The sequence below is a fragment of the Streptomyces sp. NPDC092045 genome, assembly GCF_044756005.1.
GTDB lineage: Bacteria > Actinomycetota > Actinomycetes > Streptomycetales > Streptomycetaceae > Streptomyces.
Window position 1 is genome coordinate 100,453 of the sequence record NZ_JBIVSC010000014.1, and the last position, 25,887, is coordinate 126,339.

General features: G+C 74.0%; 25 protein-coding genes. 7 read left to right on the forward strand and 18 right to left on the reverse strand.

Annotation, left to right across the window (positions count from 1 at the left end):
• On the reverse strand, positions 1-375 hold the full coding sequence (locus ACIQKA_RS25745) for a GntR family transcriptional regulator (protein WP_383153101.1): 375 nt from the start codon (positions 373-375) through the stop codon (positions 1-3).
• Between the two features lie 73 nt (positions 376-448).
• On the opposite strand from ACIQKA_RS25745, the gene ACIQKA_RS25750 reads away from it, so the two are divergent.
• Together ACIQKA_RS25750 and ACIQKA_RS25755 are read left to right on the forward strand one after the other, a co-directional pair.
• On the forward strand, positions 449-1,372 hold the full coding sequence (locus ACIQKA_RS25750; RefSeq protein ID WP_383153099.1) for a GNAT family N-acetyltransferase: 924 nt from the start codon (positions 449-451) through the stop codon (positions 1,370-1,372).
• Entirely contained in the window at positions 1,353-1,838 is a 486-nt protein-coding gene (locus tag ACIQKA_RS25755; protein ID WP_383444988.1) for a DUF402 domain-containing protein, read from the forward strand. The genes ACIQKA_RS25750 and ACIQKA_RS25755 overlap by 20 nt, the downstream gene beginning before the upstream one ends.
• A 5-nt stretch (positions 1,839-1,843) precedes the next feature.
• On the opposite strand, the gene ACIQKA_RS25760 is transcribed toward ACIQKA_RS25755, so the two are convergent.
• From ACIQKA_RS25760 to ACIQKA_RS25775, 4 genes are all read right to left on the reverse strand, one after another.
• Positions 1,844-2,308, reverse strand: a complete 465-nt coding sequence (locus ACIQKA_RS25760) for a DUF6299 family protein (RefSeq protein ID WP_383153095.1) — start codon at positions 2,306-2,308, stop codon at positions 1,844-1,846.
• Between the two features lie 76 nt (positions 2,309-2,384).
• Positions 2,385-3,890, reverse strand: a complete 1,506-nt coding sequence (locus ACIQKA_RS25765; RefSeq protein ID WP_391096011.1) for a tripartite tricarboxylate transporter permease — start codon at positions 3,888-3,890, stop codon at positions 2,385-2,387.
• 3 nt (positions 3,891-3,893) lie between these two features.
• The gene (locus ACIQKA_RS25770) at positions 3,894-4,436 is read right to left on the reverse strand and encodes a tripartite tricarboxylate transporter TctB family protein (RefSeq protein WP_391096009.1); all 543 of its coding nucleotides are present in this window, start codon (positions 4,434-4,436) and stop codon (positions 3,894-3,896) included.
• Positions 4,433-5,416, reverse strand: coding sequence for a Bug family tripartite tricarboxylate transporter substrate binding protein (locus ACIQKA_RS25775; protein ID WP_383153091.1), 984 nt, complete (start codon positions 5,414-5,416; stop codon positions 4,433-4,435). The genes ACIQKA_RS25770 and ACIQKA_RS25775 overlap by 4 nt, the downstream gene beginning before the upstream one ends.
• Positions 5,417-5,551: 135 nt before the next feature.
• Here ACIQKA_RS25775 and ACIQKA_RS25780 point away from each other — a divergent pair, with 135 nt between their 5' ends.
• Both ACIQKA_RS25780 and ACIQKA_RS25785 read left to right on the forward strand, forming a co-directional pair.
• Positions 5,552-6,220 carry a response regulator gene (locus ACIQKA_RS25780; RefSeq protein WP_383437324.1) on the forward strand — a complete coding sequence of 223 codons (669 nt, stop codon included), beginning with the start codon at positions 5,552-5,554 and terminating at the stop codon, positions 6,218-6,220.
• Positions 6,221-6,404: 184 nt separating this feature from the next.
• On the forward strand, positions 6,405-7,418 hold the full coding sequence (locus ACIQKA_RS25785; protein WP_402542505.1) for a lytic polysaccharide monooxygenase: 1,014 nt from the start codon (positions 6,405-6,407) through the stop codon (positions 7,416-7,418).
• A gap of 62 nt (positions 7,419-7,480) precedes the next feature.
• Here the strand turns inward: ACIQKA_RS25785 and ACIQKA_RS25790 are convergent, their stop codons facing one another.
• The 11 genes from ACIQKA_RS25790 to ACIQKA_RS25840 form a co-directional block, all read right to left on the reverse strand.
• The gene (locus ACIQKA_RS25790) at positions 7,481-8,677 is read right to left on the reverse strand and encodes a hypothetical protein (protein ID WP_402542507.1); all 1,197 of its coding nucleotides are present in this window, start codon (positions 8,675-8,677) and stop codon (positions 7,481-7,483) included.
• A gap of 185 nt (positions 8,678-8,862) precedes the next feature.
• Positions 8,863-9,744 carry an esterase/lipase family protein gene (locus ACIQKA_RS25795; RefSeq protein WP_402542509.1) on the reverse strand — a complete coding sequence of 294 codons (882 nt, stop codon included), beginning with the start codon at positions 9,742-9,744 and terminating at the stop codon, positions 8,863-8,865.
• 281 nt (positions 9,745-10,025) lie between these two features.
• Positions 10,026-10,919 (reverse strand): S1 family peptidase, encoded by an 894-nt coding sequence (locus tag ACIQKA_RS25800; RefSeq protein WP_390112120.1) that lies wholly within the window; start codon positions 10,917-10,919, stop codon positions 10,026-10,028.
• 181 nt (positions 10,920-11,100) lie between these two features.
• Positions 11,101-11,889, reverse strand: a complete 789-nt coding sequence (locus tag ACIQKA_RS25805; protein WP_391095999.1) for a DUF1684 domain-containing protein — start codon at positions 11,887-11,889, stop codon at positions 11,101-11,103.
• Positions 11,886-13,202 carry an NtaA/DmoA family FMN-dependent monooxygenase gene (locus ACIQKA_RS25810; protein WP_402542511.1) on the reverse strand — a complete coding sequence of 439 codons (1,317 nt, stop codon included), beginning with the start codon at positions 13,200-13,202 and terminating at the stop codon, positions 11,886-11,888. Before ACIQKA_RS25810 ends, ACIQKA_RS25805 begins: the two co-directional genes overlap by 4 nt.
• Positions 13,199-14,236 carry an LLM class flavin-dependent oxidoreductase gene (locus ACIQKA_RS25815; protein ID WP_391095997.1) on the reverse strand — a complete coding sequence of 346 codons (1,038 nt, stop codon included), beginning with the start codon at positions 14,234-14,236 and terminating at the stop codon, positions 13,199-13,201. The genes ACIQKA_RS25810 and ACIQKA_RS25815 overlap by 4 nt, the downstream gene beginning before the upstream one ends.
• 69 nt (positions 14,237-14,305) lie before the next feature.
• Positions 14,306-15,280, reverse strand: coding sequence for an ABC transporter substrate-binding protein (locus ACIQKA_RS25820; RefSeq protein ID WP_383434729.1), 975 nt, complete (start codon positions 15,278-15,280; stop codon positions 14,306-14,308).
• A gap of 71 nt (positions 15,281-15,351) precedes the next feature.
• Complete coding sequence (locus ACIQKA_RS25825; protein WP_383153071.1) at positions 15,352-16,152, reverse strand: amino acid ABC transporter ATP-binding protein; 801 nt, start codon at positions 16,150-16,152, stop codon at positions 15,352-15,354.
• Positions 16,149-17,045, reverse strand: coding sequence for an amino acid ABC transporter permease (locus ACIQKA_RS25830; protein ID WP_383434732.1), 897 nt, complete (start codon positions 17,043-17,045; stop codon positions 16,149-16,151). Before ACIQKA_RS25830 ends, ACIQKA_RS25825 begins: the two co-directional genes overlap by 4 nt.
• A gap of 75 nt (positions 17,046-17,120) precedes the next feature.
• Entirely contained in the window at positions 17,121-18,926 is a 1,806-nt protein-coding gene (locus tag ACIQKA_RS25835) for an FAD/NAD(P)-binding protein (RefSeq protein ID WP_402542512.1), read from the reverse strand.
• Positions 18,923-19,780 (reverse strand): amino acid ABC transporter permease, encoded by an 858-nt coding sequence (locus ACIQKA_RS25840; protein ID WP_402542514.1) that lies wholly within the window; start codon positions 19,778-19,780, stop codon positions 18,923-18,925. The genes ACIQKA_RS25835 and ACIQKA_RS25840 overlap by 4 nt, the downstream gene beginning before the upstream one ends.
• 504 nt (positions 19,781-20,284) lie before the next feature.
• On the opposite strand from ACIQKA_RS25840, the gene ACIQKA_RS25845 reads away from it, so the two are divergent.
• Together ACIQKA_RS25845 and ACIQKA_RS25850 are read left to right on the forward strand one after the other, a co-directional pair.
• Positions 20,285-20,782, forward strand: coding sequence for a GNAT family N-acetyltransferase (locus tag ACIQKA_RS25845; protein ID WP_402542515.1), 498 nt, complete (start codon positions 20,285-20,287; stop codon positions 20,780-20,782).
• Entirely contained in the window at positions 20,779-21,756 is a 978-nt protein-coding gene (locus tag ACIQKA_RS25850) for an ABC transporter substrate-binding protein (RefSeq protein WP_383153062.1), read from the forward strand. The genes ACIQKA_RS25845 and ACIQKA_RS25850 overlap by 4 nt, the downstream gene beginning before the upstream one ends.
• 77 nt (positions 21,757-21,833) lie before the next feature.
• Here ACIQKA_RS25850 and ACIQKA_RS25855 read toward each other — a convergent pair whose 3' ends face one another.
• Complete coding sequence (locus ACIQKA_RS25855) at positions 21,834-23,108, reverse strand: DUF5685 family protein (protein WP_391095992.1); 1,275 nt, start codon at positions 23,106-23,108, stop codon at positions 21,834-21,836.
• Positions 23,109-23,478: 370 nt separating this feature from the next.
• Here ACIQKA_RS25855 and ACIQKA_RS25860 point away from each other — a divergent pair, with 370 nt between their 5' ends.
• Entirely contained in the window at positions 23,479-23,910 is a 432-nt protein-coding gene (locus ACIQKA_RS25860) for a cell division protein SepF (RefSeq protein ID WP_383153058.1), read from the forward strand.
• A 42-nt stretch (positions 23,911-23,952) separates the two neighbouring features.
• Here ACIQKA_RS25860 and ACIQKA_RS25865 read toward each other — a convergent pair whose 3' ends face one another.
• Positions 23,953-25,683 carry an MFS transporter gene (locus ACIQKA_RS25865; RefSeq protein ID WP_402542516.1) on the reverse strand — a complete coding sequence of 577 codons (1,731 nt, stop codon included), beginning with the start codon at positions 25,681-25,683 and terminating at the stop codon, positions 23,953-23,955.
• Positions 25,684-25,887 lie beyond the last annotated feature (204 nt).

Sequence of the window (25,887 nt, forward strand, 5' to 3'; positions counted from 1 at the left end):
TCAGCTGTCGTACGCCGCCCGCAGGGCCTCGCTCATCGCCGCCTCGGCGGCCTCGCGGCTGAGGCCGAGGCGGCGGGCCTCCTCGGCGTACTGGGCGGCGGCGCTGGCGGCCCGGCGGCTCGCCGCGTCCCCGGCGGCGGCGACGAAGGTCCCGTGGCGCCCGCGCGTCTCGATGACCCCGTCCGCCTCCAGCGCCTTGTACGCCTTGGCGACCGTGTTCGCTGCGAGCCCCAGCTGCTCCGCGAGTCCCCGTACCGTCGGCAGTTTGTAGCCGACCGGCAGTCCGCCCGAGCGGGCCCGCTCCGAGATCTGGGCACGCAGCTGTTCGTAGGGAGCGGTGGTGGATTCGTGGTCCACGACGATGGTGAGTGTCACCCGCCGATTCTGCCCCCACCCCACCGGAAAAGGGGAGGCGGCGGTACGGGCTCCGCCCGTAGCGTGCGTCCACATGACTGTGATCGTCCGCGACGTGCGGGACGGGGACGCCGAGGGCTACGCCCGCGTCCGCCGTGCCGCGCTCCCCTTCATGCTCGCGACCGCCGAACAGTTCCTGTTCGACTGGGCGCACGCCCATCCCGGGAGCCGCGCGCGCCCGCTCGTCGCCGAGACCGGGGACGGTGCGATCGTCGGCACCGTCCAGCTCCGGATCGCCCACGACTCGCCGGAGCCGGGCATCGGCTCCGTCAACGTGTACGTGGACCCCGCCCACCAGGGCCTCGGCGCGGGGACGCTGCTGCTGCGCGCCGCCGAGGAGCACCTGGCCGCGCACGGCGCGCGCACCCTCTACAGCTGGGTCCTGGACGCGCCGGAGCACCGGGCCTGGGCGGAGCGGCGGGGGTACTCCCCCAGCCGCTCGGCCCACTTCCTCCGGCTCGACCTGACGCGGGCCGAACTGCCGCCGCTCCAGGCTCCGCCCGCCGGTGTCGAGCTGCTCCCGGCCGAGGAGTTCGCGGACGATCCGCGGCCGGTGTTCGAGCTGGACGCGGTGACGACCGCCGACGAGCCGGGCGACGTGTCGGTCGAGATGGACGACTACGCGCACTGGCTGGAGACCACCTGGAACCATCCCCTCCTGGACCGGTCGCTGACGACGGTGGCGGTGGTGGACGGGGTGCCCGCCGCGTTCAGCGCGGCGCAGACCGACGGACTGGGCCGGTACGGCACGGGGATGACGGGCACGGCGCCGGCCTTCCGGGGCCGTGGGCTCGCCAAGCTGGTGAAGAACGCGGCCCTGCACCGGGCCCGGGAGGCGGGCTGCACGGAGGCGTTCACCGGGAACGACGCGGGCAACGGGCCGATGCTGGCGATCAACGAGTGGTTCGGCTACGAGATCGTGGCGACGGAGGTGCGGCATGTCCGGACGCTCGGTTGAGGTCGTCCTGACGAAGGCGGGCCGGACGAAGATCCGCTATCCGGCCGAGGTGCTCGCGGAGGGGCCCGGCCGGCTCTCGGTGCGCGCGCCGTGGGCGGCCGAGGGGGTGCGGGACTTCGGCTTCGTGCGGTTCGAGCCGGGCGACGTGTTCGTGGAACACTACTGGCGGGACCGCTGGTTCACGGTCAAGGAGGTGCGGTCCGCCGACGGCGTCCTCAAGGGCTGGTACTGCGACGTCACCCGGCCGCCGGTGATCGGCGGCTCCGGGGTGGTGGTCGAGGACCTGGACCTGGACCTGTGGGTGTCGGCGGACGGCGGCGAGGTGCTGCGGCTCGACGAGGACGAGTTCGCGGCGAGCGGTCTCGCCGCCTCCGATCCGGAGGCGGCGGACCGGGCCGTGGCCGCCCTCGACGAGCTGGAGGCACTCGGCCGTGACGGTCTGATCGGCCTGCTGGCCACTCCCTAGGGGTGTCAGCGCAGCTCGACGTCCGCCTTCTCGGTGACGAGGAAGCGGGGCAGCGGCAGGCCCGTCCCGCTGAGCTGGAGGAGGGTGGCCTCCACGCGGGCGGCGCCGGGGACGTAGGCGGGGTCCTTCACCACGGAGCGGTTGGTCCAGGTGTGGAGGTGTCCGTCGCAGACGGCCCGGGTGCCGCCGATGCCGGTGGAGCGGTCGCCCTGGACGAGGGTGGAGCTGACGAAGACGGGGCCCGCGCCGTCGTCGAGGCACCGGTAGGTGCCGGAGAGGGTGACGGTGCTGTCGTCGGCGACGGTTCCGTACGCGTCGACGAAGAGGCCGTTGGTGAAGAGGCCGTCGCGGACCTGGCTCCCGGCGGGCCGGTCGGCGGCGTGGTGGCCGTCGGCCCCTCCCGCGTGGGCGAGGGGGGCGACGGCGGCGGTGAGCAGGGCGGCTGCGGCAAGAACGAGCCGGACGCGCATGAGGGGGTCCCTTCGGGGGTGGGGGATGGTACTGCCCGCCAGGGATACCCGGATCCGGCCGTCAGATGGCCGAAGTTCATCCCTTCGGTGGGGCGGGGGCCGTGCGCCGGGGGAACGCCCGCCGCAGGAGCGGCCAGGCGAGCAGGAGGGCGACGACCGCGTAGACGGTGATCGAGAACGGGGTGTTCACGAGCCCGGCCGGGGAGCCGTCGCTGATCTGGAGGGCGCGGCGCAGCTGCTGTTCGGCGGCCGGGCCGAGGATGACGCCGATGACGGCGGGCAGCACCGGCAGGCCGTAGCGGCGCATCCCGAGGCCGATCAGGCCGATGACGAGCAGGACGACCAGGTCGAGCGCCTCGCCGCCCACCGCGTACGCCCCGACGGCGGCGAAGAAGAGGATGCCGGCGTAGAGGTACGGGCGGGGGATGCGCAGCAGCTTGGCCCAGACGGGGGCGAGCGGCAGGTTGAGCGCGAGCAGCAGCACCATGCCGACGAAGAGCGAGGCGATCAGGCCCCACACGAGCTCGGGCTCCCGCTCGAAGAGGAGCGGGCCGGGCTGGATGCCGTACTGCTGGAACGCGGCCAGCATCACGGCGGCGACGGCGGTCGTGGGCAGGCCGAGGGTCAGCATGGAGACGAGCGTGCCGGCGGCGGAGGCGGAGGCCGCCGCCTCGGGTCCGGCGACGCCCTCGACGGCGCCCTTGCCGAACTGGTCCTCGTGCTTCGAGAGCCGCTTCTCCATGACGTACGAGAGGAAGGTCGGGATCTCGGCGCCGCCGGCCGGGATCGCCCCGAAGGGGAAGCCGATGAACGGGCCGCGCAGCCAGGGCTTCCAGGTGCGCTTCACGTCCTCCCGGCCCAGCCAGGGGCGGCCGACCGGGATGGCCTCGCCCGCCGTGCGGCGCAGGTGGGCGGCGACCCACAGGGCCTCGCCGATGGCGAAGAGGCCGACCGCGACGATGACGACGTCCACGCCGTCGGCGAGCTGGAGCGAGCCGAAGGTGAGGCGCTGCTGTCCGGTCATCGGGTCCAGGCCGACCAGGCCGATGGTGAGGCCGATCAGCAGGGAGGCGAGGCCGCGGACGCGGGAGGAGCCGAGGACGGAGGTCACCGCGATGAAGGCGAGGACCATGAGGGCGAGGTAGTCGGGGGCTCCGATGTCGACGGCGAGCGCGGCGACGGTCGGGGCGAGGACGACGAGCAGGATCGTGCCGATCATGCCGCCGGCGAAGTGGCCGACGGCCGCGGCGGCGAGCGCCTGCGCGCCCCGGCCGGCCTTGGCCATCGGGTTGCCCTCGATGGCGGCGACGACGGCCGCGCTCTCGCCGGGGGTGTTGAGCAGGATGGAGGTGGTGGAGCCGCCGAACATGGCGCCGTAGTAGATGCCGGCGAACATGATGAAGGCGCCGGTCGGATCGAGTCCGTAGGTCACCGGGAGCAGCAGGGCGACGGCCATGGCGGGGCCGATGCCGGGCAGGACGCCGATGGCGGTGCCGAGGAGCACGCCGAGGACGGCCCAGAGCAGGTTCATCGGGGTGAGGGCGGTCCCGAAGCCGTCGAGGAGGGAGTTCAGGGAACCCACGGGTCAGATCACTCCCATCAGCGGGCCGCCGGGCAGCGGGACGCCGAGCAGCTTGTCGAAGACGGCGTAGGTGAGGAGCGACAGGCCGGCCGCGATCAGCGGGTCGCGGGGGATGTGGCGGCTGCCGAGGGCGTGGGCGGCGCCCCAGAAGAGGAGGGCGCCGGCGACGGGGAAGCCGACGGGGCCGATGAGGACGGCGAAGCCGAGGAAGGCGCCGGCCAGGAGGAGGACGGTGCGCCGGTCGGCGGGTTCGGTCAGGTCGACGTCCTCGCCGGTCTCGGCCTCGCCGCGACCGCCGCGCAGGACGTCGGCGGTGAGCAGGACGGAGACGACGAGGAGGCCGCAGCCGACGACGAGGGGCACGGTGGCGGGGCCGACCGGGCCGCGGCCGGTGACGGTGTCGTCGAGGGTGAGGGCGTCGGTGAGGACGAGGACGCCGAGGAGGAAGAGGAGTACTCCGACGCCGAGTTCGGAACGCCCGCGCAGCCAGGTGGGGACGGTCGGTTTCGTGGGGACGGTCGGCTTTGTGGGGACGGTCCGCTTCACAGTCCCAGCTCCTTCAGCACGGAGGCGACGCGCCGGTCCTGCTCGGTGAGGAAGGCGCCGAAGCGCTCGCCGGGGAGGAAGGCGTCGTCCCAGCCGTGGGTCCTCATCGACTCGCGCCACTGCGGGGAGCCGTGCAGGGCGGTGACGAGGGCGACGAGCTTGTCGCGCTCGGCGTCGGAGAGGCCGGGCGGGGCGACGATGCCGCGCCAGTTGGTGAACTCGGTGTCGAGTCCCGCCTCGCGGAGGGTGGGGGCGTCGAGGCCGGGGACGCGCTTCGGGCCGGTGACGGCGAGCAGGCGCAGTTCGCCGGCCTCGATCTGGTCGAGGTACTCGCCGACGCCGGAGACGCCGAAGGCGACCTTGTTCCCGAGGATGGAGGCGAGGAGTTCGCCGCCGCCGTCGAAGGGGACGTAGTTGACGTCCCCGGGGGCCATGCCGGCGGCGCGGGCCATCAGCATGGGGGCGAGGTGGTCGGGTCCGCCGGGCGAGGAGCCGCCGCCGACGGGCAGCTTGCCGGGGTCCTTCTTCCAGGCCGCGAGCAGGTCCCCGATCGTCCTGTACGGGGAGTCCTTGCCGACCACGACGATGTCCTGCTCCTCGGTGAGCCGGGCGATCGGGGTGGTGTCGGCGAGGGTGATCGGGGTCTTGTTGGTGTGGAGGGCGCCGACGACGCCGAGGCCCATGGACAGGGCGAGGCGTCCGTTGCCGCGTTCGCCGACGAGCCGGGTGAGGCCGACGGTGCCGCCCGCGCCGGGCAGGTTGAAGACCTCGACGTCGCCGGTGAGTCCGGCCTCCTCGGCGTTCTCGGCGACGGTGCGGGCGGTGATGTCGTAGCCGCCGCCGGGGGTGTTGGGGACCATGAGGCGCAGGCCGGGGATCCGCGTGCCGGTGTCGGAGCCGCTGCCCGGGGTCAGCAGCGGTGGACCCACCAGCACGAGCAGCGCCGCTCCGAGGAGGGCGAAGGGGGTGCGCAACCGCACGTGTGCCGCCTCTCAGGTAGGAGGGAAAAAGGGGTGTGAGGTGGCCCACATGTTGCCCGCGCGTGAAGAAGCTGTCTCTCTTCCGCAACCAACGGACGTTGTGGTCGTTGTGGTCGGCACTTAGCGTGGGTCGGCGTGACGAGGGTGCTGGTGGTCGACGACGACTTCATGGTCGCCAAGCTGCACTGCCGGTACGTCTCGGCGGTGGCGGGCTTCACGGTGGCCGGGGTCGCGCACAGCGGCGCCGAGGCGCTGCGGGCGGCCGAGCGGCTGCGGCCCGACCTGGTGCTGCTCGACGTGTTCCTGCCCGACATGGACGGCGTCCGGGTGCTGCGGGAGCTGCGGGCGGCGGGGCACGGCGCGGACGCGCTCTTCATCACGGCGGCGCGGGACGCGGGGACGATCCGCTCGGCATTGCGGGCCGGGGCGCTGCACTACCTGATCAAGCCGTTCAGCCAGGAGGCGCTGCACGAGCAGCTGCGGCACGTGGCCTCGCTGCGCAGCCGCCTCGACGACTTGGACGAGGCGCGGCAGGAGGACGTCGACCAGATCTTCGGCGCCCGTCCGCGCGGCTCCCGCGCACTCCCCAAGGGCCTCGCCGCCCCCACCGCCGAACTGGTCGACTCGGTCCTGCGCGCCCACCCGGAGGGCCTCTCGGCGGCGGAGTGCGCCGAGGCGGGCTCCCTGTCCCGGGTGAGCGCCCGCCGCTACCTGGAGTACTTCGCGGAGACGGGCCGCGCGGAGGTCACCCTCCGCTACGGCGGCACGGGCCGACCGGAACGGCGCTACCGGCGGCTGGGCTGACGGCACTCCCGCGAGGGACCGTCCGGGACGGTGCCGGGCCGGTTCCTCAGGCGTCGCTTAGTGGCTCCTTAAAGGGGCCCTAAGGATGCCCGTCTCCTCCTTCCCGCGGGCTTCTTCGCGGTCGCGGGCGGCTAGCTTGCTGGGCAACCCCCCACGTTCGCCCTCGTGAAGGAGCTGTCCTCCCATGACCTCTCGCCGTTCGGCCGCAGTCGTCACCGCCGGTACCGTGCTGGCCCTGTCGGGGCTCTCGGCGGCCCCCGCGTCCGCGCACGGGTCGATGACGGATCCGGTGAGCCGGGTCTCGGCCTGTTACGCGGAGGGGCCGGAGTCCCCGAAGTCGGCGGCCTGCAAGGCGGCGGTGGCGGCGAGCGGCACGCAGGCGTTCTACGACTGGAACGCGGTGAACATCGCGAACGCCGCCGGGCAGCACCGGCAGCTGATCCCGGACGGCAAGCTGTGCAGCGCGGGCAACGACAAGTACCGCGGCCTCGACCTGGCGCGGGCCGACTGGCCGGCGAGCAGACTGACCTCCGGGTCGCACACCTTCCACTACAAGGGGACCGCGCCGCACCGGGGTTCGTTCGAGCTGTACGTGACGAAGGACGGCTACGACCCGTCGAAGCCGCTCACGTGGTCGGACCTGGAGGCGAAGCCGTTCCTGACGGTGACCGACCCGGGGATGCAGAACGGCGACTACGTCTTCCGGGGCACCGTGCCGAAGAAGTCCGGGCGCCACCTGATCTACTCGATCTGGCAGCGCTCCGACTCGCCCGAGGCCTTCTACACCTGCTCCGACGTGGTGTTCGGGCAGGGCAGCGGCTCTTCTCCGGCGCCGAGCGCCTCCGCGCCCACCGAGCAGCAGATCGAGGACGGCGCGGACCACTCCTCGGTCGAGCACGGCGGGCACGGGGACGACGACCCGGCGACCGGCGCCGGGGACACGGGCGCCGGGAGCAAGGGCGGCGAGGGCGGCGAGGGCACGACGGCTCCCTCCGCGGCCCCCGCGTCGTCCTCCCCGGCGCCCGCGGCCCCGGCCGGGCCCAACGCGCCCGCCCCCGCCGGCACGTCCGGCTCCGGGGTGGAACTGGCCGAGACGGGCGGCGACTCCAGCACCCCGTACCTCGCGATCGGCGGCGCCGCCGTGCTCGCGGTCGGCGCGGCCGTGCTCTTCGGGGCCGCCCGGCGCCGCCGGGCCTGACGCCCGTCCGCTCGGACGGCACGGGGCCGTCCGAGCGGAGGCGGCCCCCCGGCGCCGGTGCGTCAGGCGTTGTCCGGCGCGCCGGCCGCCTTCGTGTGGTGGACCACGGCCGAGGCCGCCAGGGCGACGACGGCCACGGCGCCCAGCAGGGCCAGCGCCTTCGCCCAGGCGGACGTGGCGCCGAGGCTGCCGCCCAGCAGGTCGACGGCGCGGGCGGTCGCGACTCCGTGGAGCGCGATGACGGCGACGCCGAGGCCCGCGGCGGCGGCCCAGGCCACCAGGGTGTCCCGTGTCGCGAGCCACGCGGCGCCCACCAGGCAGAGCACGGTGACGACCACGGACAGCGTCTCCGTGTCGCCGCCCGAGCGCAGGCCCGTGAGGTCCGTCGGCAGATGGACGAGGCCGCAGGCGACCAGGGCGAGCGCCGCCGGCCAGCGCAGCACCGACCGCAGCGCCGGGGAGGTGCTGTGGCTGCCGGGCCCCACGGCCAGCGCGCGGTCCAGGTGCGACCTGGTCCCCTCGGCCGCGGACCGGGGGCGCTTCGGGGCGGCGGGAGCGGTGGCGGCGGGGCGGGTGGCCGCCGGGGCCGGGTCCTCGGTGCCGAGGATGCCGACGAGCCGTACCACGTCCTCGATCGGCCGGCCCACCGCCGCGGCGCGCAGCGTGGTCTCCGCCTCGTGGAGGTCGTAGCCCGAGGCGTTCAGCAGGGCGATCAGCTCCCGCACCTCGTCCAGGGGGCGGGTGACCGCGGCCGCGCGGAGCGCCACGTCCGCGGGGCTGGAGAGTTCGCCGGTCTCCTGGAGCCGGGCCACGAGCGCGGCGACCTCCTCCACCGGGCGCTCGGTCGCCGCGGTGGTCAGGAGCGTGCGGACCGCCTCGTCGCCGCTCTCGTCCTGGTCCGGGGCCTCCTGCGCGGCCGGGGTCTCCCCGGCCTCCGGGACGTGCTCGACGGCCGGGACCTCCGCGGCGGGCGCGGTCTCCTCGGGGGCCGGGACCTCCGCGGCCGATGAGGCCTTCTCCACGGCCGGGACCTCCGCGGCGAGCGGGGGCTCCCCGGGGGCCGGGGCCTGCTCGGCGAACGGGGTGTCTCCGGCGGCCGGGGTCTCCTCGGCGAACGGGCTCTCCCAGCCGGCCGTGGCTTCCCGGGCCGTCGGCGGCTCCGCCGTGTGGTCCGTGGGGGGTCGTATCTCCGCTTCCGTTTCCGCTCCCGCTTCCGCGCCGTCCTCGGTGGTCTGGATCTGGGGCAGTTCGGTGGTCATGTCACAAGCTCCGTTCGTGGACGCCTTCGGGACGCCCACCATGACTGTCTCGCGATGTGCCAGAAACGCACACCTGATGACATCTAGCGCCCATTTCGTGGTATTGCGCCATCAGAGGGCGTTTCCGTTGGGCCGACGGAGCGAAGGAGGACACGGCCGGGGCCCCGGGGGCCCCGGCCGCCGTGCTAGCCGACCGCGGAGAGGCAGGTGGTCGGGGTCGCGCGGGCCGGGTCGAGGGCGTTGGCGACCTCGTGGAAGGTGACCCGGTCCACCGTGCCGATCGCCACGTGCTCGGAGAGGTCGAGCGCGCACTTGTCCTGGATGAGGACGTTGGTGACATTCGGGCCGCTCAGGAACTGCGAGCGGTACGGCGTGACGACCTCGTCGTACTGGGTCGCGATGACGTGGTAGCGGACCCCCGGCACGGTGTCGCCGCCCTGGTTGAGCTTGGTGACGAAGGGCGAGCCGGCGACCTGGTCGGCGAGGCCCGGGGTGTGGGAGTCGATGAAGTCCTCGACCCCGGGGAAGTACGGCAGGAGCCTGGTGAGGCCGAGCAGGGTGGTGCCGTGGCTGTTCGGGGCGATGCCGACGAGCGCGTTCACCTTGTCGGCCCCGCCGAGGAACTTCAGGTACCAGCGGGGCATCATGCCGCCCTGCGAGTGCCCGACGAGGTCGGCCTCGGGGGCGCCGGTGGCGGCGAGGACCCGGTCGACGTAGGTGGCGAGCTGCCCGGCGGAGGCCTCGACGGGACCGAGGCCGTGGAAGAAGGGCACGCCGGGGAGCTGCCCGTAGTCGAGCGAGAAGACGCAGTACCCGCGGTTGACGAGGTACGGCGCGAGGCCGAGCCAGTTGTCGACGGAGTTGCCGAAGGTGCCGTGGACGAGGACGACGGGGCGCGGGTGCGCGGCGGAGGGCTTGCAGGAGAAGTCGTTCCAGCCACGGCTGGGCGCGGCGGCGACGGTCCCGGCCCGGTCGGGGGCGGCGGAGGCGGCGGTGGGGGCGAGGGCGGCGGCGGCGGTCAGCAGCAGGACGGACAGCGCTCTGACGGCGTGCTTCCAGGGCAGCATCGGGCGATCTCCTTGCGGCTCAAGGGGAAAGGTGGGGTGCTACGCCCTGCGGTCCGGACCACAAGTGGGGATGCGCTTCAGCCAAGCTACGCACGGGTAGCCACGACTGGGAAGTTACGCGTCGGTAAAAAGTGATGCGCCGTCATGACCATCTGATAATGCGGGAGTTGGGCACGGCGTCGCGGCCGGAGCGCGACCGGGACGCGGAAGGGCCCCGGCACGGGAGTACCGGGGCCCTCTCGTCCTCGCGTCGGGGCGGCTCGCCCCCGGCGCGGTCCGGATCAGTACACGTTCACCCCGTACGCGCTCAGCGCCTCCGTCACGGGCTGGAAGAAGGTCGTGCCGCCCGAGGAGCAGTTGCCGCTGCCGCCCGAGGTGAGGCCGATGGCCCGGCTGCCCGAGTAGAGCGGGCCCCCGGAGTCGCCGGGCTCGGCGCAGACGTTCGTGCGGATCAGACCGGAGACGATGTCGCCGCCGCCGTAGTTCACGGTGGCGTTGAGGCCCGTCACGCTGCCGCTGTGGGTGCCGGTGGTGGAGCCCCGGCGGGTGACCGACAGGCCGACCGTGGCGTTGCCGGCGCTGGTGATGTCCACGCTGCCGACGCCGCCGGTCTTGGTGATGGAGTCGTTGGTGTAGCGGACCAGGCCGTAGTCGTTGCCCGGGAAGCTGGACCCGGCGGTGGTCCCGAGGACGGTGGTCTTGGCGGAGTTGGCGTACCAGGTGCGGGCGCCGTCGGTGCAGTGCCCGGCGGTCAGGAAGTAGTAGGCGCCCGCGCTGTCGCGGACGTTGAAGCCCAGCGAGCAGCGCCAGCCGGCGTCGGCGTAGATGGCGTCCCCGCCGGATATCAGCTTGCTGAAGCGGCCCGGGGTCCGTTCGACCTTGATGGCGGCGGCGTTGGCCCCGGCGCGCTGCTTGATCCTCGCGATCTCCGCCGCGCTGACGGTGGAGTCGGCGGTGACGACGAGCCTGCCGGTGGCGGTGTCGACGTGCCAGGCCGTGCCGGCCACGTCGGCGGCGCGGACGGCGTCGCCGGTCGCCGCGAGGGCGGCGGCGCCGTAGGCGCCCGCGGTCGCGGCGGAGTCGGCGTTCGCGGCGGGGACGGCGAGCGCCGCGGCGGCGGCGAGGCCGGCGGTGACGGCGAGCAGCCGCATCCTTCTCGTGGGGGTGGTGCGCATGGTCCTCACTTCTCGTTCCTCCCGAGGGGAATCGGGGGCCCGCCGTGGGGGGTCGGGCCCGTGAGGCGCGGCCCGGAGGCCGGCGCTGTGGGGGAGTCTCCGGCCGTACGACTTCACGCCGCAAGGGCGCCTTTCGGCCGTACAGCCGTCAACTACCGAGCACCACGGGGAGGTTTGGGGGTCAGTCCCGCGCGAGGCGCCGCTCCCCCGCCGGGACGGCGACGTCGAGGGTGTTCCCCGGCGGCGGGAACGGGCAGAGGAAGTGGTCGGCGAAGGCGCACGGCGGCAGCAGCGCCCGGTTGAAGTCCACCGTCACCGTGCCGTCCGCCGCCGGGGCCGGGGGCTTCAGGAAGCGGAAGCGGTGGCTGTCCCGGCCGCTGGTGGCGTCCGCGAAGACCACCCACAGGGAGCCGCCCTCCTCGACGGCCGCCTGGAGCACGCGCTCGGCGCCGTCCAGCTCGAAGACCAGCTCGCCGGCGAGGGCGAGGCCCCGCTCCCGGCCGTCGGCGTTCTCGACCCGCACGCTGCGCGTCTCGCCGTACGGGCGGAAGACACCGGGCACCGCCCAGCGCTCGTCATAGGGGGTGGCCTCGATGCCCCGGAAGGCGCGGCGCGTCTCCGCGTCGGGGTCGAAGTCCCGTACGGCCCACTCGCCCTCGCGCCGCAGCACCACGATCCGCCGCCCGGCCGCCGCGACCCGGGACTCCTCGGCGGGCCCCGGGTCGGCGGCGAGCCGGACGGTGCCGGTGAACGGTTTTCCGTCGACGGTGAGGCCGTCCGCGTCGGCCGCCGTCAGGACCACCTCGTCGCCGTCCGCCCGCCACTCCCCCGGAACGGCCGGAATTCGCCCCTCCGAGTGGTCCGAGAGCCAGTGGTTGCCCGTGAGGGAGAGCGGTCCGTACGGGGAGGAGGCCGAGGCCTCGCGCGCCTCGTGCCACTCCCGCCAGTCCTGCCGTGGATCCGTGCTCATGCCTTTTCGACCCTTTCGTGCGGGCTCGGGAGCCCGAGGTGGGAGCGGAGCGTCGTGCCGGCGTACTCCGTGCGGAAGACCCCGCGCTCCTGGAGCAGGGGGACGACCCGGTCGACGAAGTCGTCGAGGCCGCCGGGGGTGAGGTGCGGGACGAGGATGAAGCCGTCGGCGGCTTCCGTGGCGACGAACTCCTCCAGGGCCGCCGCGACCGTCCCGGGAGCGCCGATGAACGACTGGCGGCCGGTCGACTCGATGACGGTCTCCCGGATCGACAGGCCCCGGGCCTCGGAGAGCGCCCGCCACTTCCGGGCGACGCCGACCGGGTCGGCGACCCGCACCCTGCCCTGCACGAGCGTCGAGTCCGGGTCGGGGTCGACGTCCGGCAGCGGCCCGTCGGGGTCGTAGGCGGACAGGTCGCGGCCCCAGACCTGCTCCAGGGCGAGGATCGCGTTCTGCGGGGAGACCTGCTGCCGGCGGATCTCGGAGGCCCGCTCCCGCGCGTCGGCGTCGGTGTCGCCGAGGACGTACGTCACGCCCGGCATGATCTTCAGGTCGCCGGGCTCCCTGCCGTAGCGGGCGAGCCGGCCCTTGACGTCGGCGTAGAACTCGCGGCCCGCTTCCAGGGTGGAGTGGCGGGTGAAGATCACGTCGGCGCCGGAGGCGGCGAACTCCCGGCCCTCGGGCGAGTCCCCGGCCTGGATGACGACCGGGTGTCCCTGGGGGGAGCGCGGGACGGTGAACCCGCCGTCGATCCGGAACTGCGGCCCGCTGTGCGCGAAGGGCTTCGGGGCGCCCTCCGGGGTCCAGGAGTCCCACAGCTCCCGGGCGGTGGCGAGGAACTCGGCCGCCCTCGTGTACCGGTCGGCCCGGTCCAGGTAGCCGCCGCGCCGGAAGTTCTCGCCGGTGAAGGCGTCCGAGGAGGTGACCACGTTCCAGGCGGCCCGGCCCGCGCTGAGGTGGTCGAGCGAGGCGAGCCGCCGGGCCAGTTCGTAGGGCTCGTTGAAGGTGGCGTTGACCGTGGCGGCCAGGCCGAGCCGGTCGGTGACGGCGGCCAGCGCGTTCAGGACGGTGATCGACTCGGGCCGGCCGACGACGTCGAGGTCGTGGATGCGTCCCGCGTGTTCGCGCAGCCGCAGCCCCTCGGCCAGGAAGAAGAAGTCGAAGAGCCCGCGCTCGGCGGTCCTGGCGAGGTGCTCGAAGGAGGAGAAGTCGATCTGCGAGCCGGAGCGCGGATCGGCCCAGACGGTGGTCGAGTTGACGCCGGGGAAGTGCGCGGCGAGGTGGATCTGCCTGCGGGGCTCCCGCGTGCTCATGCGTCCGCCCCCGTCCTGACGCGCGCGCCGGCGGCGTACCGGCTCTCGGGGCGGTCCAGGCCCAGGTGGTCGCGGAGGGTGGCGCCCCCGTAGGACGTGCGGAAGAGGCCCCGGTCGGCGAGCAGGGGCACGGTCACGGCGGTGAACCGCTCCAGGTCCCGCTCCGGGACGGCCGGGACGAGGTGGAAGCCGTCGACGGCCCCGCCCCCGTGCCAGTCCGCGATCAGCCCGGCGAGCGCACCGGGCCCGCCCTCGTACGCGTCGGTGTCGACGGTCAGCGAGAGCAGGACGCGCAGCTGCCCGGGGTCGCGGCCGTGGGCGCGGGCGGCCCGGTGCAGTTCGGCGCGGAGCGCGGCGGCCTCCTCGGGGGCGGCGGCCTCGACCAGGACCACGTCGGCGTGGTGGGCGGCGGTCTCCCGGGCGGCGGGGCGGGTGGCGTCGACGACGGTCACCGGGTTGCCCTGCGGGGGCCGGGGGACGATCGAGGGGCCCTTGACCGAGAAGGTGGCGCCTTGGAAGTTCACGTGGTGGAGCTTGTGGCGGTCGACGAACCGCCCGGTGGCCACGTCCCGTATCTCGGCGTCGTCCTCCCAGCTGTCCCACAGTCGGCGGGAGACCTCGGCGACCTCGCCGGCCTCCTGCCAGAGCTCGGCGGTGGGCGGGGCCGGACGGCGGCCGAAGAGCCGGGCCTCGGCGCCGGTCGGGGAGACGTCGATCCGCCAGCCCGCCCGGCCCCGGCTCACCCAGTCGAGGGTGGCGACGGCGGCCTGGACGTGGAAGGGCTCGGTGTGGGTGGTGGTCACGGTCGGCACGAGGCCGACGGAGCGGGTCTCCGGGGCGACCCGGGCGAGGACGGCGAGCGCGTCGAGGCCGGGCCGGGCGAAGGAGTCGTCGTGGGTGAGGAAGTCGAGCCCGGCGGCCTCGGCGAGGCGGGCGAGCGCGACCGTGCGCGCGGCGGTGTGCGGGCCCGGGTCGGCCCGGCCGGAGCCCGGGGCGAGCTCGGCGGCGAGGTGGAGCGGTCGGCTGCTGGTCATGCGGTCTCTCTCGGGAGGGTGCGCGCGGGGCCGGGCGGACCGGCCCCGTCGCGGTTCTTTCGGTGCGGGTCAGTTCTCGGTGCGGGGCAGGCCGGGCGGGTTGATCTCCGACCTGGGGACGGACTCGCCGTCGAGGCCCCAGCGCTTGAGGACCTCGGCGTAGGTGCCGTTCCGGATGACGTGGTCGAGCGCGGCGGCGTAGGCGGCGACGAGTCCGCTGTCCTTCTTCGTGGTGGCCGCGATCTTGCCCTGGAGCCCGGCGCCCGCCCCGGAGAACTTGCCGACGACCTCCGTCTGCCCGGAGGAGAGCACGTGGTAGGCGGCGACGGGGTTGGGGCCGAGGTAGGCGTCGATCCGGCCGGACTGGAGCGCCAGGTAGTAGTCGGAGGTGTTCTGGTAGTACTTGATGTCGACCGGCTCGCGCCCGGCCTTCTCGTTCCGCGCGGACCAGTCGACGAGGATCTTCTCCTGGTTGGTGCCGGAGCCGACCGCGATCGCCTTCCCGGCCACGTCCTCGGGCCCCTTCACCGTCCAGCCGGAGCCCTTCTTGGCCTCGAAGGCCAGGTCGTCCAGGCGGTAGGTGGCGAAGTCGTACTTGTCCTTGCGCTCCTCGGTGACGGTGACGTTGGAGAAGACGCCGTCGTACTTGCCGCTGTCCAGGCCGACGAAGAGGTTCTCCCACGAGACGGCGTTGAACTCGGGCTTCAGGCCGAGGGCGTCGGCGACCAGGGTGGCGATGTCGACCTCGACGCCGATCAGGGTCTTGTCGTCGGTGGCGCGGAAGGCGAGCGGCGGATTGCTGGACGCGGAGACGCCGAGGACGAGCGTGCCTCTCTCCCGTACGGCCGGGGGGAGCTTGGCGGCGATGGCGTCGACCTTGGCGGTGTGGACGCGGTTCTGCTCCGGGCCCAGGTTGATGCCGTGACCCTTCTTGCCCTCGGGCTTGACCTCGTTGACGGCGGCTTCGCCCGAGCCGCAGGCGGTGAGGACGCCGAGGGCGGCGAGCGAGGCGAGGGCGGTGAGGAGGGTACGGCGGGACTTCATGGCGGTGCTCCTGTCGGGAGGCGAGGGAGGGGAGGGGACGGGCGGGGAGGGAAGAGGAGGGGACGGGCGGGTCAGAGGACCTTGGAGAGGAAGGCGCGGGTGCGCTCGTGGCGCGGGCTGTCCAGCACCTCGGCCGGCGGGCCCTGTTCGACGATCCGGCCCTCGTCCATGAAGACCACGGTGTCGGCGACCTCGCGGGCGAAGCCGATCTCGTGGGTGACGACGATCATGGTGGTGCCGGTGGCGGCCAGGTCCTTGATGACGTCGAGGACCTCGCCGACCAGCTCGGGGTCGAGCGCGGAGGTCGGCTCGTCGAAGAGGAGCAGGCCCGGTTCGAGGGCGAGCGCGCGGGCGATGGCGACCCGCTGCTGCTGTCCGCCGGAGAGCTGCTTGGGGTACGACTCCGCCTTGTCGGCGAGCCCGACGCGTTCGAGGAGCGCGCGGGCCGCGGCCTCGGCCTCCTTGCGGGGGCGCTTGAGGGCCGAGACGGGGGCCTCGACGACGTTCTCCAGGACGGTCAGGTGCGGGAAGAGGTGGAAGTTCTGGAAGACGAAGCCGATCCGGGTGCGCTGCTTGAGGATCTCGCGCTCGCGCAGCTCGTAGAGCTTGTTCCCGGAGCGCCGGTAGCCGACGAGGACGCCGTCCACGCTGACCGTGCCGCCGTCGACCTTCTCCAGGTGGTTGATGGTCCGCAGCAGGGTGGACTTGCCGGAGCCGGAGGGGCCGAGGACGACGGTGACCTCGCCGGCCCGCACGTCGAGGTCGATGCCGCGCAGCACGTGCAGGGGGCCGAAGTGCTTGTGGACGGCCCGGATCTCGACCTTGGCGGTGGTGCCGGCGGGGGTCTTCTCGACGGTGGTGGCGGAGCTCATCGGGTGCTCCCCTTCGCGTAGTGGCGTTCGACGTAGTGCTGGACGACGGAGAGCGCGGTGGTGAGCAGGATGTACCAGGCGGTGGCGACCATCAGGAGCGGGACGACCCGCCCGTTGCGGCCGTAGACGACCTGGACCTGGTAGAAGAGCTCGCCGATCGCCATGACCGAGACGATCGAGGTGCCCTTGAAGAGGGAGATGACCTCGTTGGCGGCGTTGGGCAGGATGGAGCGCATCGCCTGCGGCAGGACGATCCGGCGCACCTGCCGGAGCTTGGGGATGCCGAGGGAGGCCGCCGCCTCCAACTGGCCCTCGTCCACGGCGAGTACGCCCCCTCGGACGATCTCGGCCGCGTAGGCCGCCTGGTGCAGGGCGAGTCCGAGGACGGCGGCGCTCATCTCGCCGACCAGGCCCATCGTGTCGAAGGAGAAGAAGCTCGGCCCGAAGGGGACGCCGATGCTCAGCTCCTTGTAGAGGTAGGCGAGGTTGAACCAGAAGAGGAGCTGGACGATGAGCGGGATGGAGCGGAAGGCCCAGATGTAGCCGAAGGCGACCGAGCGCAGGAAGGGGCTGGCCGACAGCCGCATGAAGGCGACCACGATGCCGATCGCGAAGCCGAGGGCGGTGCCGTGGAAGGTGAGCTGGAGGGTGACCCAGACCGCCTTGAGGATCGTCTCGGTGGTGAAGAACGCGGCGAAGACGTCCCACTCCCAGCCGGGGTTGGTGACGAGCCCGTGGGCGAACTGCGCGAGCAGGACGGCGGTGGCGGCGACGGCCACCCAGCGCCAGGGGTGGCGGACGGGGACGACCACGAGGTCGGGGGCGGCCGGTGCGGCGGGGGCGGCCGGTTCCTTCGTCAGCGGTTCGGCCGGTGGGTCGCTGGTGAGAGCCATGGCGGTTCCTCGGGGGGCGTGCGGGCGGGGTACGAGGGGGGGGGAGCGGCCGGTCGGGCGCTCGGCGGAGCGCGGTCAGGCGCTCAGCGGGGCCGGGAGACGACACTCCAGGTCGCGCAGGAGGGCGAGCGCGGCGCGCGCGGTGACGTCGTTCTGCCCGAAGGCGACCCCGCCGGTGCGGGGCCGGGTGAAGGCGCCGCCGGCGCGGGCGGTGGTGTGCGGGCCGAGTGCGAAGCGGCGCGGGTGCGGGCGTCCGTCGCGTTCCAGGATCCGGGCGTCGACGGGGTCGACGACGAGGAGGCCGCTGGCGGTGGCGCGGGCCCCCTCCTCGTGGAGGGCGCGCAGCAGCGGGCTGCCGGTGAGCTCCAGGGTGGGGTCGGGCAGCCGGGCCTCGACCAGGGCGCGGGCCTCGGTCCACTCCCCCGGCACGGCGTCGGAGGAGGCCCGGAAGAGGCCGCGTTCCTCGTCGGTCGCAACGGTGACGCGGGGGCCGAGGAAGCGGACGACGCCGGCGCGGGAGAGCGCGAGGAGCTGGCGGAGCCGGGGGCCGGGCGGGCCGGAGGCGAGGTAGCTGAAGAAGCCGTGCCACCAGCCGCCGGGGTCGATGCGGTCGCCGAGCCGCAGGAGCTGCGCGTAGACGGAGAGCAGTCCGGCGAAGACGGCGGCGTCGGCGCTGTGGGCGGGGTCGTGGCGGCGGGCGAGGTCGGCGGTGACGTAGTCGCGCAGGCCCTCCTGGAGCGCTTCGGCGGAGGCGAAGCGGACGCCGTCCAGGGGGTGGTCGAGGGCGTCGAGGTCGAGCCGGTCGGCGGGGTCGGGGACGGCGGCGGCGACGAGCGCGGCGAGTTCGGCGCCGCCCGGCTCGGCCGCCTCGTAGGCCTTCTCGAAGTCGTTCCGGGGGAGCGCGGTCCGCTCGGGGTGGGTGGAGAAGAGGCGGTGGTAGTGGGCCCAGCCGAGTTCCTTGCCGACGAGCGGCCACACGTCGCGCCGGAAGTCGACCGGACCGCCCCGGGCGAGCAGGGCGTCGGTCTGCGCGGTGCCGAAGAAGCGGGGCAGCGGGGGCCGTTCGCCGTCGAGGGCGTAGCCGATCTTGGAGTGGTACGGGACGCCCCGGCGCGATCCGACGTGCAGCACGGGCTCCCGGCCGGAGGGCACGTACACGAGGTCGTCGCCCTCGCCCTCGTAGCGGCCGCCGCGGCCCTCGGTGAGGAGGACCATCAGGTCGACGAAGGCGAGTCCGAAGCCGCGGACGAGGACGGGTTCGCCGGCGGGGAGCGCGCTCAGGTCGGTGTCGGCGGTGAAGTCGGGCGGCAGGTGGACGAGGCCGTGGCGGGCGGCGAAGTCGGCGAGTGCCCGCTGCTCCCGGTCGGGTTCGGCTTCGAGGTGCCCGACGGTGAGGACGACGAGGTCGGCGGGGAGGGGGACGGCGGCGCCCTCCAGCCAGACCCGCTGGCGCCCCTCGCGGGGGCCGCCGACCCGCAGCGCGCTGGTGCGGTGCTCGTGGACGGTGACGGAGGCGGGCAGCGCGGCCCGGGCCCGCTCGTACGCCCAGCGCAGATAGGCGCCCTGGAGGGGGCGGGTGGGGAAGGTGCGGCCGTCGATGCCGGCCCATTCGGCGAGGGTGGGGCCGGGCCGGACGGGGCCTTCGAGCTCCACGGTCTCGTCGGTGAACATCGTGACGTCCTCGGCCTGGGAGTTCATCCAGAGCAGCGGGGACTGTTCGGCGCGCCATATCCGGCCGGGGCCGGGCGGGTGCGGATCGACGAGGTGGACGTCGAGGGGCCGGTCGCCGTACAGCTCGGGCAGGTTGGCGGCGAGCCGTTCCAGGAAGCCGGTCCCCCGCGGCCCGGCGCCCACGACGACGAGGGAGGGGCGGGTGCTCACCGGGCACCGGCCGTTCCGCGGGCGTAGTGCCGCTCGACGTAGTACTGGCCGGCGCTCAGCACCGAGGTGACGGCGACGTACCAGAGGGTGGCGACGAGGAGCAGCGGGATGATCTCGTACGTGCGGTGGTAGACGAGCTGGGTGGAGTAGAGCAGGTCCTGGACGGCGATCACGGAGACGATCGAGGTGCCCTTGAGGGTGCCGATCAGCATGTTCCCGGCGGGCGGGACGATGGCGCGCATGGCCTGCGGGAGGACGATCCGGGAGAGCCGGCGCCACCGGCCGAGGCCGAGGGACTCGGCGGCCTCGGTCTGGCCCCGGTCGACGGAGAGGATGCCGCCGCGGACGACCTCGGCGGCGTAGGCGGCCTCGTGCAGGGTGAGGCCGATGACGGCGACGGCGACGGGGCCGAGCAGGTTGACCGTGTTCACACCGAGGATCTGCGGGTAGAGCATGCCGATGTTGAACCAGAAGAGCAGCTGGACCAGGATCGGCGTGGACCTGAAGAACCAGGTGTAGCCCCAGCTGACGGCGCGCAGCACGGGGTTGGCGGAGAGCCTGCAGACGGCGAGCAGGGTGCCGAGGACGAAGCCCAGGACCATCACGAGGGCGGTCAGCCACAGGGTGAGGCCGAGGCCGCGCAGGACGGACGCGGAGGTGAAGTACTGGGCCACGACGTCCCATTGGAAGGCCTCGTTGCGGACGACCGAGACGAGGCCGAGCGCGAGCAGGACGAGCACGGCGACGGCCGCGGTCCACTGGCCGGCGCGGCGGGTGGGGACGATCCGGAGGGCCGGTCCGGCCTGCGGCGGGGCCGCGGCCTCCTTGGCGAGGGTGGCGAGGGGTGTCGGCATGCGAAGGCTCCGTGGATGCCAGGGGGCGGATCGAACACGGGAGTGCGCACGGAACGCCCGGGGCGTTCGTGCGGGGAACGCCGGGGCGTTCGCACGGGTGCGCCTTCACACGCACGGCGAGCGGTGAGCGCGGGACCGGGCCCCTCAGCCCGGTGTCCGCCCTGTGAGGCTACGGCCGCCGAGCGGAGGCTTGTCAAGCCCGTCCGGAATATGAGCCGTTCGTCTCGCCGTGGTTGACGGGGAAACGGATGCCTGTTCCACTGTGCCCATGCATTCGCAGCAGCTGGTCACGCGCTCCCACATCGACTTCGGTCGCGTGTGGTCCTCTTCCTGTTGAGCCGACCCCCTGCGTCTTCCTCCGTTTCCTCCCCGCCCGCGGTGTCCCTCCTGACGCCCCCGGCGGTTCCTTCACCCGCGCGGCACTGAGCTCCCCTCCCCTCGCCCCCTTCGCCTTCCGCTTCCCCCTTCTGCGTTCTCTTCGTTCTTCGCGCCCGAAAGAGACACATGCCCCTCACGCCCAGTCGTGAGTCCACGCTGTCCGTGCGCCGGACCACGACCGACGACCCGTTGGCGCGCCCGCTCCTCGACGAGCTGGCGTACGAGTACACGACCCGGTACGGCTCGGCGCACGACCTGAGCCGCTATCCGGCGGAGGAGTTCGCCCCTCCCCGCGGTGCCTTCCTGCTCCTCCTGGAGCGGGACGTGCCCGTGGCGGGCGGCGCCTACCGCCGTTACGACGGGCACACCGCCGAACTGAAGCGGATCTGGACCCACTCGGCGCACCGCAGGCGCGGGCTCGCCCGCCGCGTCCTGGCCGTGCTCGAACAGGAGGCCGCGGACCGCGGCTACTCCCGCGTCTACCTGACGACCGGGCCGCGCCAGCCGGAGGCCAGGGGCCTCTACCTGGCGAGCGGCTACCGCCCGCTCTTCGACGTGTCCGCCGATCCCGAGTCGATCGGCCCGCTGCCGTTCGAGAAATTCCTGGAGAACCCGAAGCCATGAGCACGCGCACGAGTCCCGTCCCCGCCCGCACCACCCTGGCCTTCGCCCTGATCACCGTGGCCGCGCTCGGTCTCACCGCCTGCGCGGGCGGCGAGCCCGCGACCGCGCCGGCCGGGGCCCCGGGCGTCCCGGGCGCGGCGAAGGGCGCGCTGCCCACCGAGGACGTGGCGGCGGGGGTGAGGAAGAACGAGGCCGCGGCGGGGCTGCTCCCCGCCGACGTGCGGCAGCGGGGCTCCTTCGCGGTCGCCGCCTCGGTCGGCACCCCGCCCAGCTCGGCCTATCTGCCCGACGGCAGGACCGTGGTGGGGGTGGACGCGGACTTCACCGCGGCGGTGGCGAAGGCGCTCGGCCTGGAGGCGAAGCGCGAGGCCGTCGGCTTCGAGGCGATCCTGCCGGCCCTCGGCAGCGGCAAGTACGACGTGGGCACCGGGAACTTCGGCGTGACCGAGGAGCGGCGGAAGACGATCGACTTCGTCACGTACGTCAACGACGGGCAGGGCTTCGCGGCCCGGGCCGACAGCCCGCTGAAGGAGATCACCGACCTCACCCGACTGTGCGGCCTGAGGGTGGCGGTGGACGCCGGGACCACCTTCGAACGGACCCTGGAGAAGAACAAGGGCCGGTGCGCGGAGGCGGGGAAGGAGCCGTACGGGATCGACGTCTACAACCAGACCGGGGCCGTCTGGATGGCGCTCCGGCAGGGCCGCAGCGACGTCGTGATGAGCACGATCAACGGCCTGCGGTACGCGGTGACGCAGCAGAAGGGGATGAAGTTCCTCAACGAGTACCGGCGCCTCGACGTCGGCTTCGCCTTCAAGAAGGGCACCCCGCTCGCGCCGGCCTTCCAGGCCGCGGTGAACGGGCTGAAGGCCGACGGGACGTACGACCGGATCCTGAGGAAGTGGGGGGTGACGGGCTCGGGCATCGAGCGCTCGCGGATCTCCCCGCCGGAGATCCCGGCGCCGAAGAAGTAGCGGTACGGGGGCGGGCCGCGGGGTCCCGCGGAGGGCTTCCCGTCGGGGCGTTCCGCCGGGATCGCCCCGACGGCCCGTCAGCAGTCGCAGCCGCAGTTGCAGTCGCCGCAGCAGCCGTCCCCCTCGCCGCAGGAGCAGCAGTTGCCGCAGTTGCTGCAGCAGTCGCAGCAGTCGCAGCAGCTCCCCGGGTCGCACTGGCCGCAGAGGCCCTCGCGCCGCTCCCGGCTCCAGGGGTCCTCGTACGTCCCGCAGCACATCTGGCAGGTGCAGGCGAGGCCGACCCAGAGGGCGCACCCGGCGATCAGCCCGCGCCGGCCGGGCGGTCCGGGCGGGAACGGCCCGCCGGGGCCGCCGGGGCCGGGGGCGTAGGGTCCGCCCGGTCCTCCGGGGCCGCCGGGTCCGGGCGCGAACGGGTTGCCGGGCCCGGGCCCCGGGGACGCGTACGGGTTGCCGGGCACCGGCCCGTGACCGGCGCCGGAGGCCCCGTGCGCGCAGGTGGTGGTGCCGAAGGCGCGGTCCACCGAGGTGCGCAGCTCGTGGGCGAGCAGGACGTGGACCAGCCTGCCGTCGGTGAAGCGGGCGTCCTTCAGGGCGAGGCGTATGCCGTGCAGGGCGTCGTCGGCGAGCCGGCGGGCCTCCTCGCGGGAGGTGCCGGTGGCGGTGAGCGGGTTCCAGGCGCCGCTCGCCGCGTCGGCGGCCTGGTCCTCCACGGCGTCGAGGAGGTGGGCGAGCCGGCCGAAGAGGCGGCCGGCCTCGGCGAGGGGTCCGGCGTTCTCCGGCCGGCCCGCGAGGACGGCGGTGTGCGCGAAGGCGGCGGCGGTCGCGGTCTCGGTCGGCTCGGTGACGGCGAGCAGGGGCGTGCCGGGTCCGGCGAGGGCCTCGATGCCGGTCTGGCGGTCGACGGCGTCGACGAGGACGGCGGTGTCGAAGCCGAGGGCGCGGCCGGTCCTGGCCCCGGCCCGGTCCCAGGAGCGGGCGACCCGGCGGGCCGCGGCGGCGACGGGCCGGCGCGCCAACAGGCCGTCCCGGTCGGCGACGTGGTCCCGCACCTTCGCCGAGGCGAGGACGAGCGAGACGGCGGCGGCGAGCCTGGCGCCCTCGCCCCGTGCCACGGGCGCGGTCCGCATGCCGCGCAGCGGGCAGGGTCCGGCGGTGCGGCGTCCGCTCGCCACGGCGCCGGTCTGAGCCTCCGTCAGGACCGAGACGATGAGCCCGTCGTAGTTGGTGACGACCCGGGCGAACTGGCCGTGGTCGGCGCGCAGGGCCAGGCAGAGGCCGCAGAGGTGGGCCGTCCACTCGGTCTTGAGGCGGTCGGTGAGCCGGTGCGTGCAGGGTCTGACGATTCCGAACAAGGACTCCCCCGTGAGTCATGGGCCGGGACCGCCCCGAAAGGCGTCCGGAAAGCGGTGCGCAAGGCCGTACGGAGTCCGTACGGGGGGCCGCGGGCGGCCTCGCGGCATCGTAGCGAGCGGTCCCGTTCACCCGTACGCGCCCATCGTCACTCTTCCGACACGACTTTCATATTTTCATCTGCATGGCCCCCCTTCAGGGCCCGCATACCGCAAGTTTCCTGACGAATCGCCAGGAAACGGTCCTCACGTTCTGCACCAGTACCGTCACGAATCCCCTGCACGGCGCTTATCCGCTTGGCGCGCGATCCGCATCATGGACGACGATGGGGACATGCGGAACCACAAGTGACCGCGTTGAAAGGAGGCGTCGATGGGATCGGTGCGCAAGGCAAGTGCCTGGCTGGGACTCGTCGAGGACAACGACGAGCGTTACTACGACGACGAGTACGCCGACGGTGCCGAGAGCGGAGACGCCTGGGTGACGGACCCCCGGGTCCGGGTGGCCACGGACACCGCCGAGGAGCGGGGCCGCCGGATCGCCACGGTCTCCCCGGACGGCTTCCGGGACGCCCGGGGCATCGGCGAGCTCTTCCGGGCCGGCGTCCCGGTCATCGTGAACCTGACGGCGATGGAGCCGGACGACGCCAAGCGCGTCGTCGACTTCGCCGCCGGCCTCGCCTTCGGCCTGCGCGGTTCCATCGAGCGCGTGGCGACGCGGGTCTTCCTGCTCACCCCGGCCGACACCCAGATCGTCAGCGAGGGCGGCCGGCGCCCGCAGGACGGCTTCTTCAACCAGAGCTGATCAGGTCCGCCGGCCCGACCGGACGCCTCCCGACGGATCGGGTCAGTGCGCCGGACGTCCCCCCGAGCCGGCGGGCTCGATCGCTTCCCGGGTCGCGGGCACCCGCGGCTCGGCCGCCCCGGGCGACCCCGCCCTCCCGACGCGCTCCGCACCGGGTGCCGGACCGTCCGGGACCTTCCGCACGCCCTCGGCCCCCTCCACCGCCTCCGGGGCGTCCGGCCCCTCGGGGTCCACCGGGCACTCCATGACGCGGGGCAGTCGCAGGGCCATCAGCGCGCCGGCGAGCAGCAGCGCGGCGCTCACGCAGAGCGTGACGTGCAGGCCGTTCACGAAGGACTGCCGGGCGGCCTGGTGCAGGGCGCCGCCGGCCGGTCCGCCGAGCTGTTCGGCCACCTTGTAGGCCTCGCCGAGCGAGTTCGCGGCGGCCCGCCCCGCCTCCTCCGGAACCCCGGGGATCCCGCTGAGACCGGGGGCGTACGCCGCGTTCATCACGCTGCCGAGCAGCGCGATGCCCATGCCGGCGCCGAGCTGGTACGAGGTCTCCCCGATCGCCGCCGCGCCGCCCGCGCTCCGCGGGGGCGCCTCGCTGAGCATCGACTCGTACGCCGAGAAGAGCGTGGTCTGCAGGCCGAAGCCGAGCAGCACGAAGCCCACCGTGAGCAGCAGCGGCCGGTCGTGCTCGCCCATGAGGACGAGCAGCAGCACCGCGCCGGCCGTGAGCACGAAGCCCCAGCCGACCATCCGGCGCGGCCCGATCCGGCGCAGGGTGTACGAGCCGGTGGCGCCGGCCGCCATGGCGGCGAAGGTCAGCGGGAGGAGCCGGAGGCCGGTCTCCAGGGGGCTGAGGCCGAGGACGAGCTGGAGGTACTGGACGGCGATGAGCTCCAGGCCGACCAGGGCCAGCATGGCCAGGACGATGCAGCCGACCGAGGTGGTGAAGGCGGGGCGGGCGAAGAGCCCCGTGTCGATCAGCGGGTGCGGGCGCCGCTTCTGGCGCCGCACGAAGAGGACGAGGAGCACCGCGCCGAGCAGCAGCGGCCCGGCGGTGGGCGGGGCGAGCAGCGGTTCGCCGGCCCCGGCGCGCTTGACGCCGAGGACGCAGCCGAGGACTCCGGCCGCGGCCATGAGGGCGCCCAGGACGTCCCAGGGGCCGTCGGCGGCGCCCCGGGACTCGGGCAGCAGGCGGCGGCCGAGCGGCAGGATCAGCGCCATCAGCGGGATGTTGATGAGGAAGACGGAGCCCCACCAGTAGTGCTCGACGAGGAAGCCGCCGAGGACCGGACCGGTGGCGGCGCCTATCGCGGCGACCGCCGTCCAGACCCCGATGGCGGTGGCGCGCTCCCGCCGGTCGGGGAAGACCGCCCGGAGGATGGAGAGCGTGGCGGGCATGATCATGGCGCCGCCGACGCCGAGCAGCGCGCGGGCCGCGATGAGGGCGGAGGGCTCGGTGGCGAGGGCGGCGACCGCGGAGGCGACGCCGAACAGCCCGTAGCCGAGCAGCAGGACCCTGCGCCGCCCCACCCGGTCCCCGAGGGTGCCGAAGAGGATGAGGAGCGAGGCGCAGATCAGGGGGTAGGCGTCGACGATCCAGAGCAGCTCGGTGGAGCCGGGGCGCAGGTCCTCGGTGAGCGAGGGGACGGCGACGTGGAGGATGGTCGCGTCCAGGGCGACCAGGAGGAGGCTGACGCAGAGGACGACGAGGACGACCCAGCGGTTGGCACCACCGCCCGCGGCGGCACGAGGTCGTGCTGGGGCCGTGTTCGTCCGCGACATGTACGTACCTCCCGGTGGAACTCTCGCGCTCGGTGGGCCCCCGACCAGGGCTTGCCTCCCCGGAGCGGCCCGGCATCGACGGGCGAGCGAGCCGCCAGCGTACGCGAGGTCGACCGTCGAGCGCGTGGTGCACCTCTCACCCCGTCCGGGCTCCGGGCGTGGCGTACGCCACTCGGACCGGCCCCCGGGGCGTGCGGAATTCCG

What these genes read in the sequence shown, in the direction of transcription:
- ACIQKA_RS25750 (WP_383153099.1), top strand. Translation starts at nt 449, where the DNA reads ATGACTGTGATCGTCCGCGACGTGCGGGACGGGGACGCCGAGGGCTAC.
- ACIQKA_RS25755 (WP_383444988.1), top strand. Translation starts at nt 1,353, where the DNA reads ATGTCCGGACGCTCGGTTGAGGTCGTCCTGACGAAGGCGGGCCGGACG.
- ACIQKA_RS25760 (WP_383153095.1), bottom strand. Translation starts at nt 2,308, where the DNA reads ATGCGCGTCCGGCTCGTTCTTGCCGCAGCCGCCCTGCTCACCGCCGCC.
- ACIQKA_RS25785 (WP_402542505.1), top strand. Translation starts at nt 6,405, where the DNA reads ATGACCTCTCGCCGTTCGGCCGCAGTCGTCACCGCCGGTACCGTGCTG.
- ACIQKA_RS25790 (WP_402542507.1), bottom strand. Translation starts at nt 8,677, where the DNA reads ATGACCACCGAACTGCCCCAGATCCAGACCACCGAGGACGGCGCGGAA.
- ACIQKA_RS25795 (WP_402542509.1), bottom strand. Translation starts at nt 9,744, where the DNA reads ATGCTGCCCTGGAAGCACGCCGTCAGAGCGCTGTCCGTCCTGCTGCTG.
- ACIQKA_RS25800 (WP_390112120.1), bottom strand. Translation starts at nt 10,919, where the DNA reads ATGCGCACCACCCCCACGAGAAGGATGCGGCTGCTCGCCGTCACCGCC.
- ACIQKA_RS25805 (WP_391095999.1), bottom strand. Translation starts at nt 11,889, where the DNA reads ATGAGCACGGATCCACGGCAGGACTGGCGGGAGTGGCACGAGGCGCGC.
- ACIQKA_RS25810 (WP_402542511.1), bottom strand. Translation starts at nt 13,202, where the DNA reads ATGAGCACGCGGGAGCCCCGCAGGCAGATCCACCTCGCCGCGCACTTC.
- ACIQKA_RS25815 (WP_391095997.1), bottom strand. Translation starts at nt 14,236, where the DNA reads ATGACCAGCAGCCGACCGCTCCACCTCGCCGCCGAGCTCGCCCCGGGC.
- ACIQKA_RS25820 (WP_383434729.1), bottom strand. Translation starts at nt 15,280, where the DNA reads ATGAAGTCCCGCCGTACCCTCCTCACCGCCCTCGCCTCGCTCGCCGCC.
- ACIQKA_RS25825 (WP_383153071.1), bottom strand. Translation starts at nt 16,152, where the DNA reads ATGAGCTCCGCCACCACCGTCGAGAAGACCCCCGCCGGCACCACCGCC.
- ACIQKA_RS25830 (WP_383434732.1), bottom strand. Translation starts at nt 17,045, where the DNA reads ATGGCTCTCACCAGCGACCCACCGGCCGAACCGCTGACGAAGGAACCG.
- ACIQKA_RS25840 (WP_402542514.1), bottom strand. Translation starts at nt 19,780, where the DNA reads ATGCCGACACCCCTCGCCACCCTCGCCAAGGAGGCCGCGGCCCCGCCG.
- ACIQKA_RS25845 (WP_402542515.1), top strand. Translation starts at nt 20,285, where the DNA reads ATGCCCCTCACGCCCAGTCGTGAGTCCACGCTGTCCGTGCGCCGGACC.
- ACIQKA_RS25850 (WP_383153062.1), top strand. Translation starts at nt 20,779, where the DNA reads ATGAGCACGCGCACGAGTCCCGTCCCCGCCCGCACCACCCTGGCCTTC.
- ACIQKA_RS25860 (WP_383153058.1), top strand. Translation starts at nt 23,479, where the DNA reads ATGGGATCGGTGCGCAAGGCAAGTGCCTGGCTGGGACTCGTCGAGGAC.
- ACIQKA_RS25865 (WP_402542516.1), bottom strand. Translation starts at nt 25,683, where the DNA reads ATGTCGCGGACGAACACGGCCCCAGCACGACCTCGTGCCGCCGCGGGC.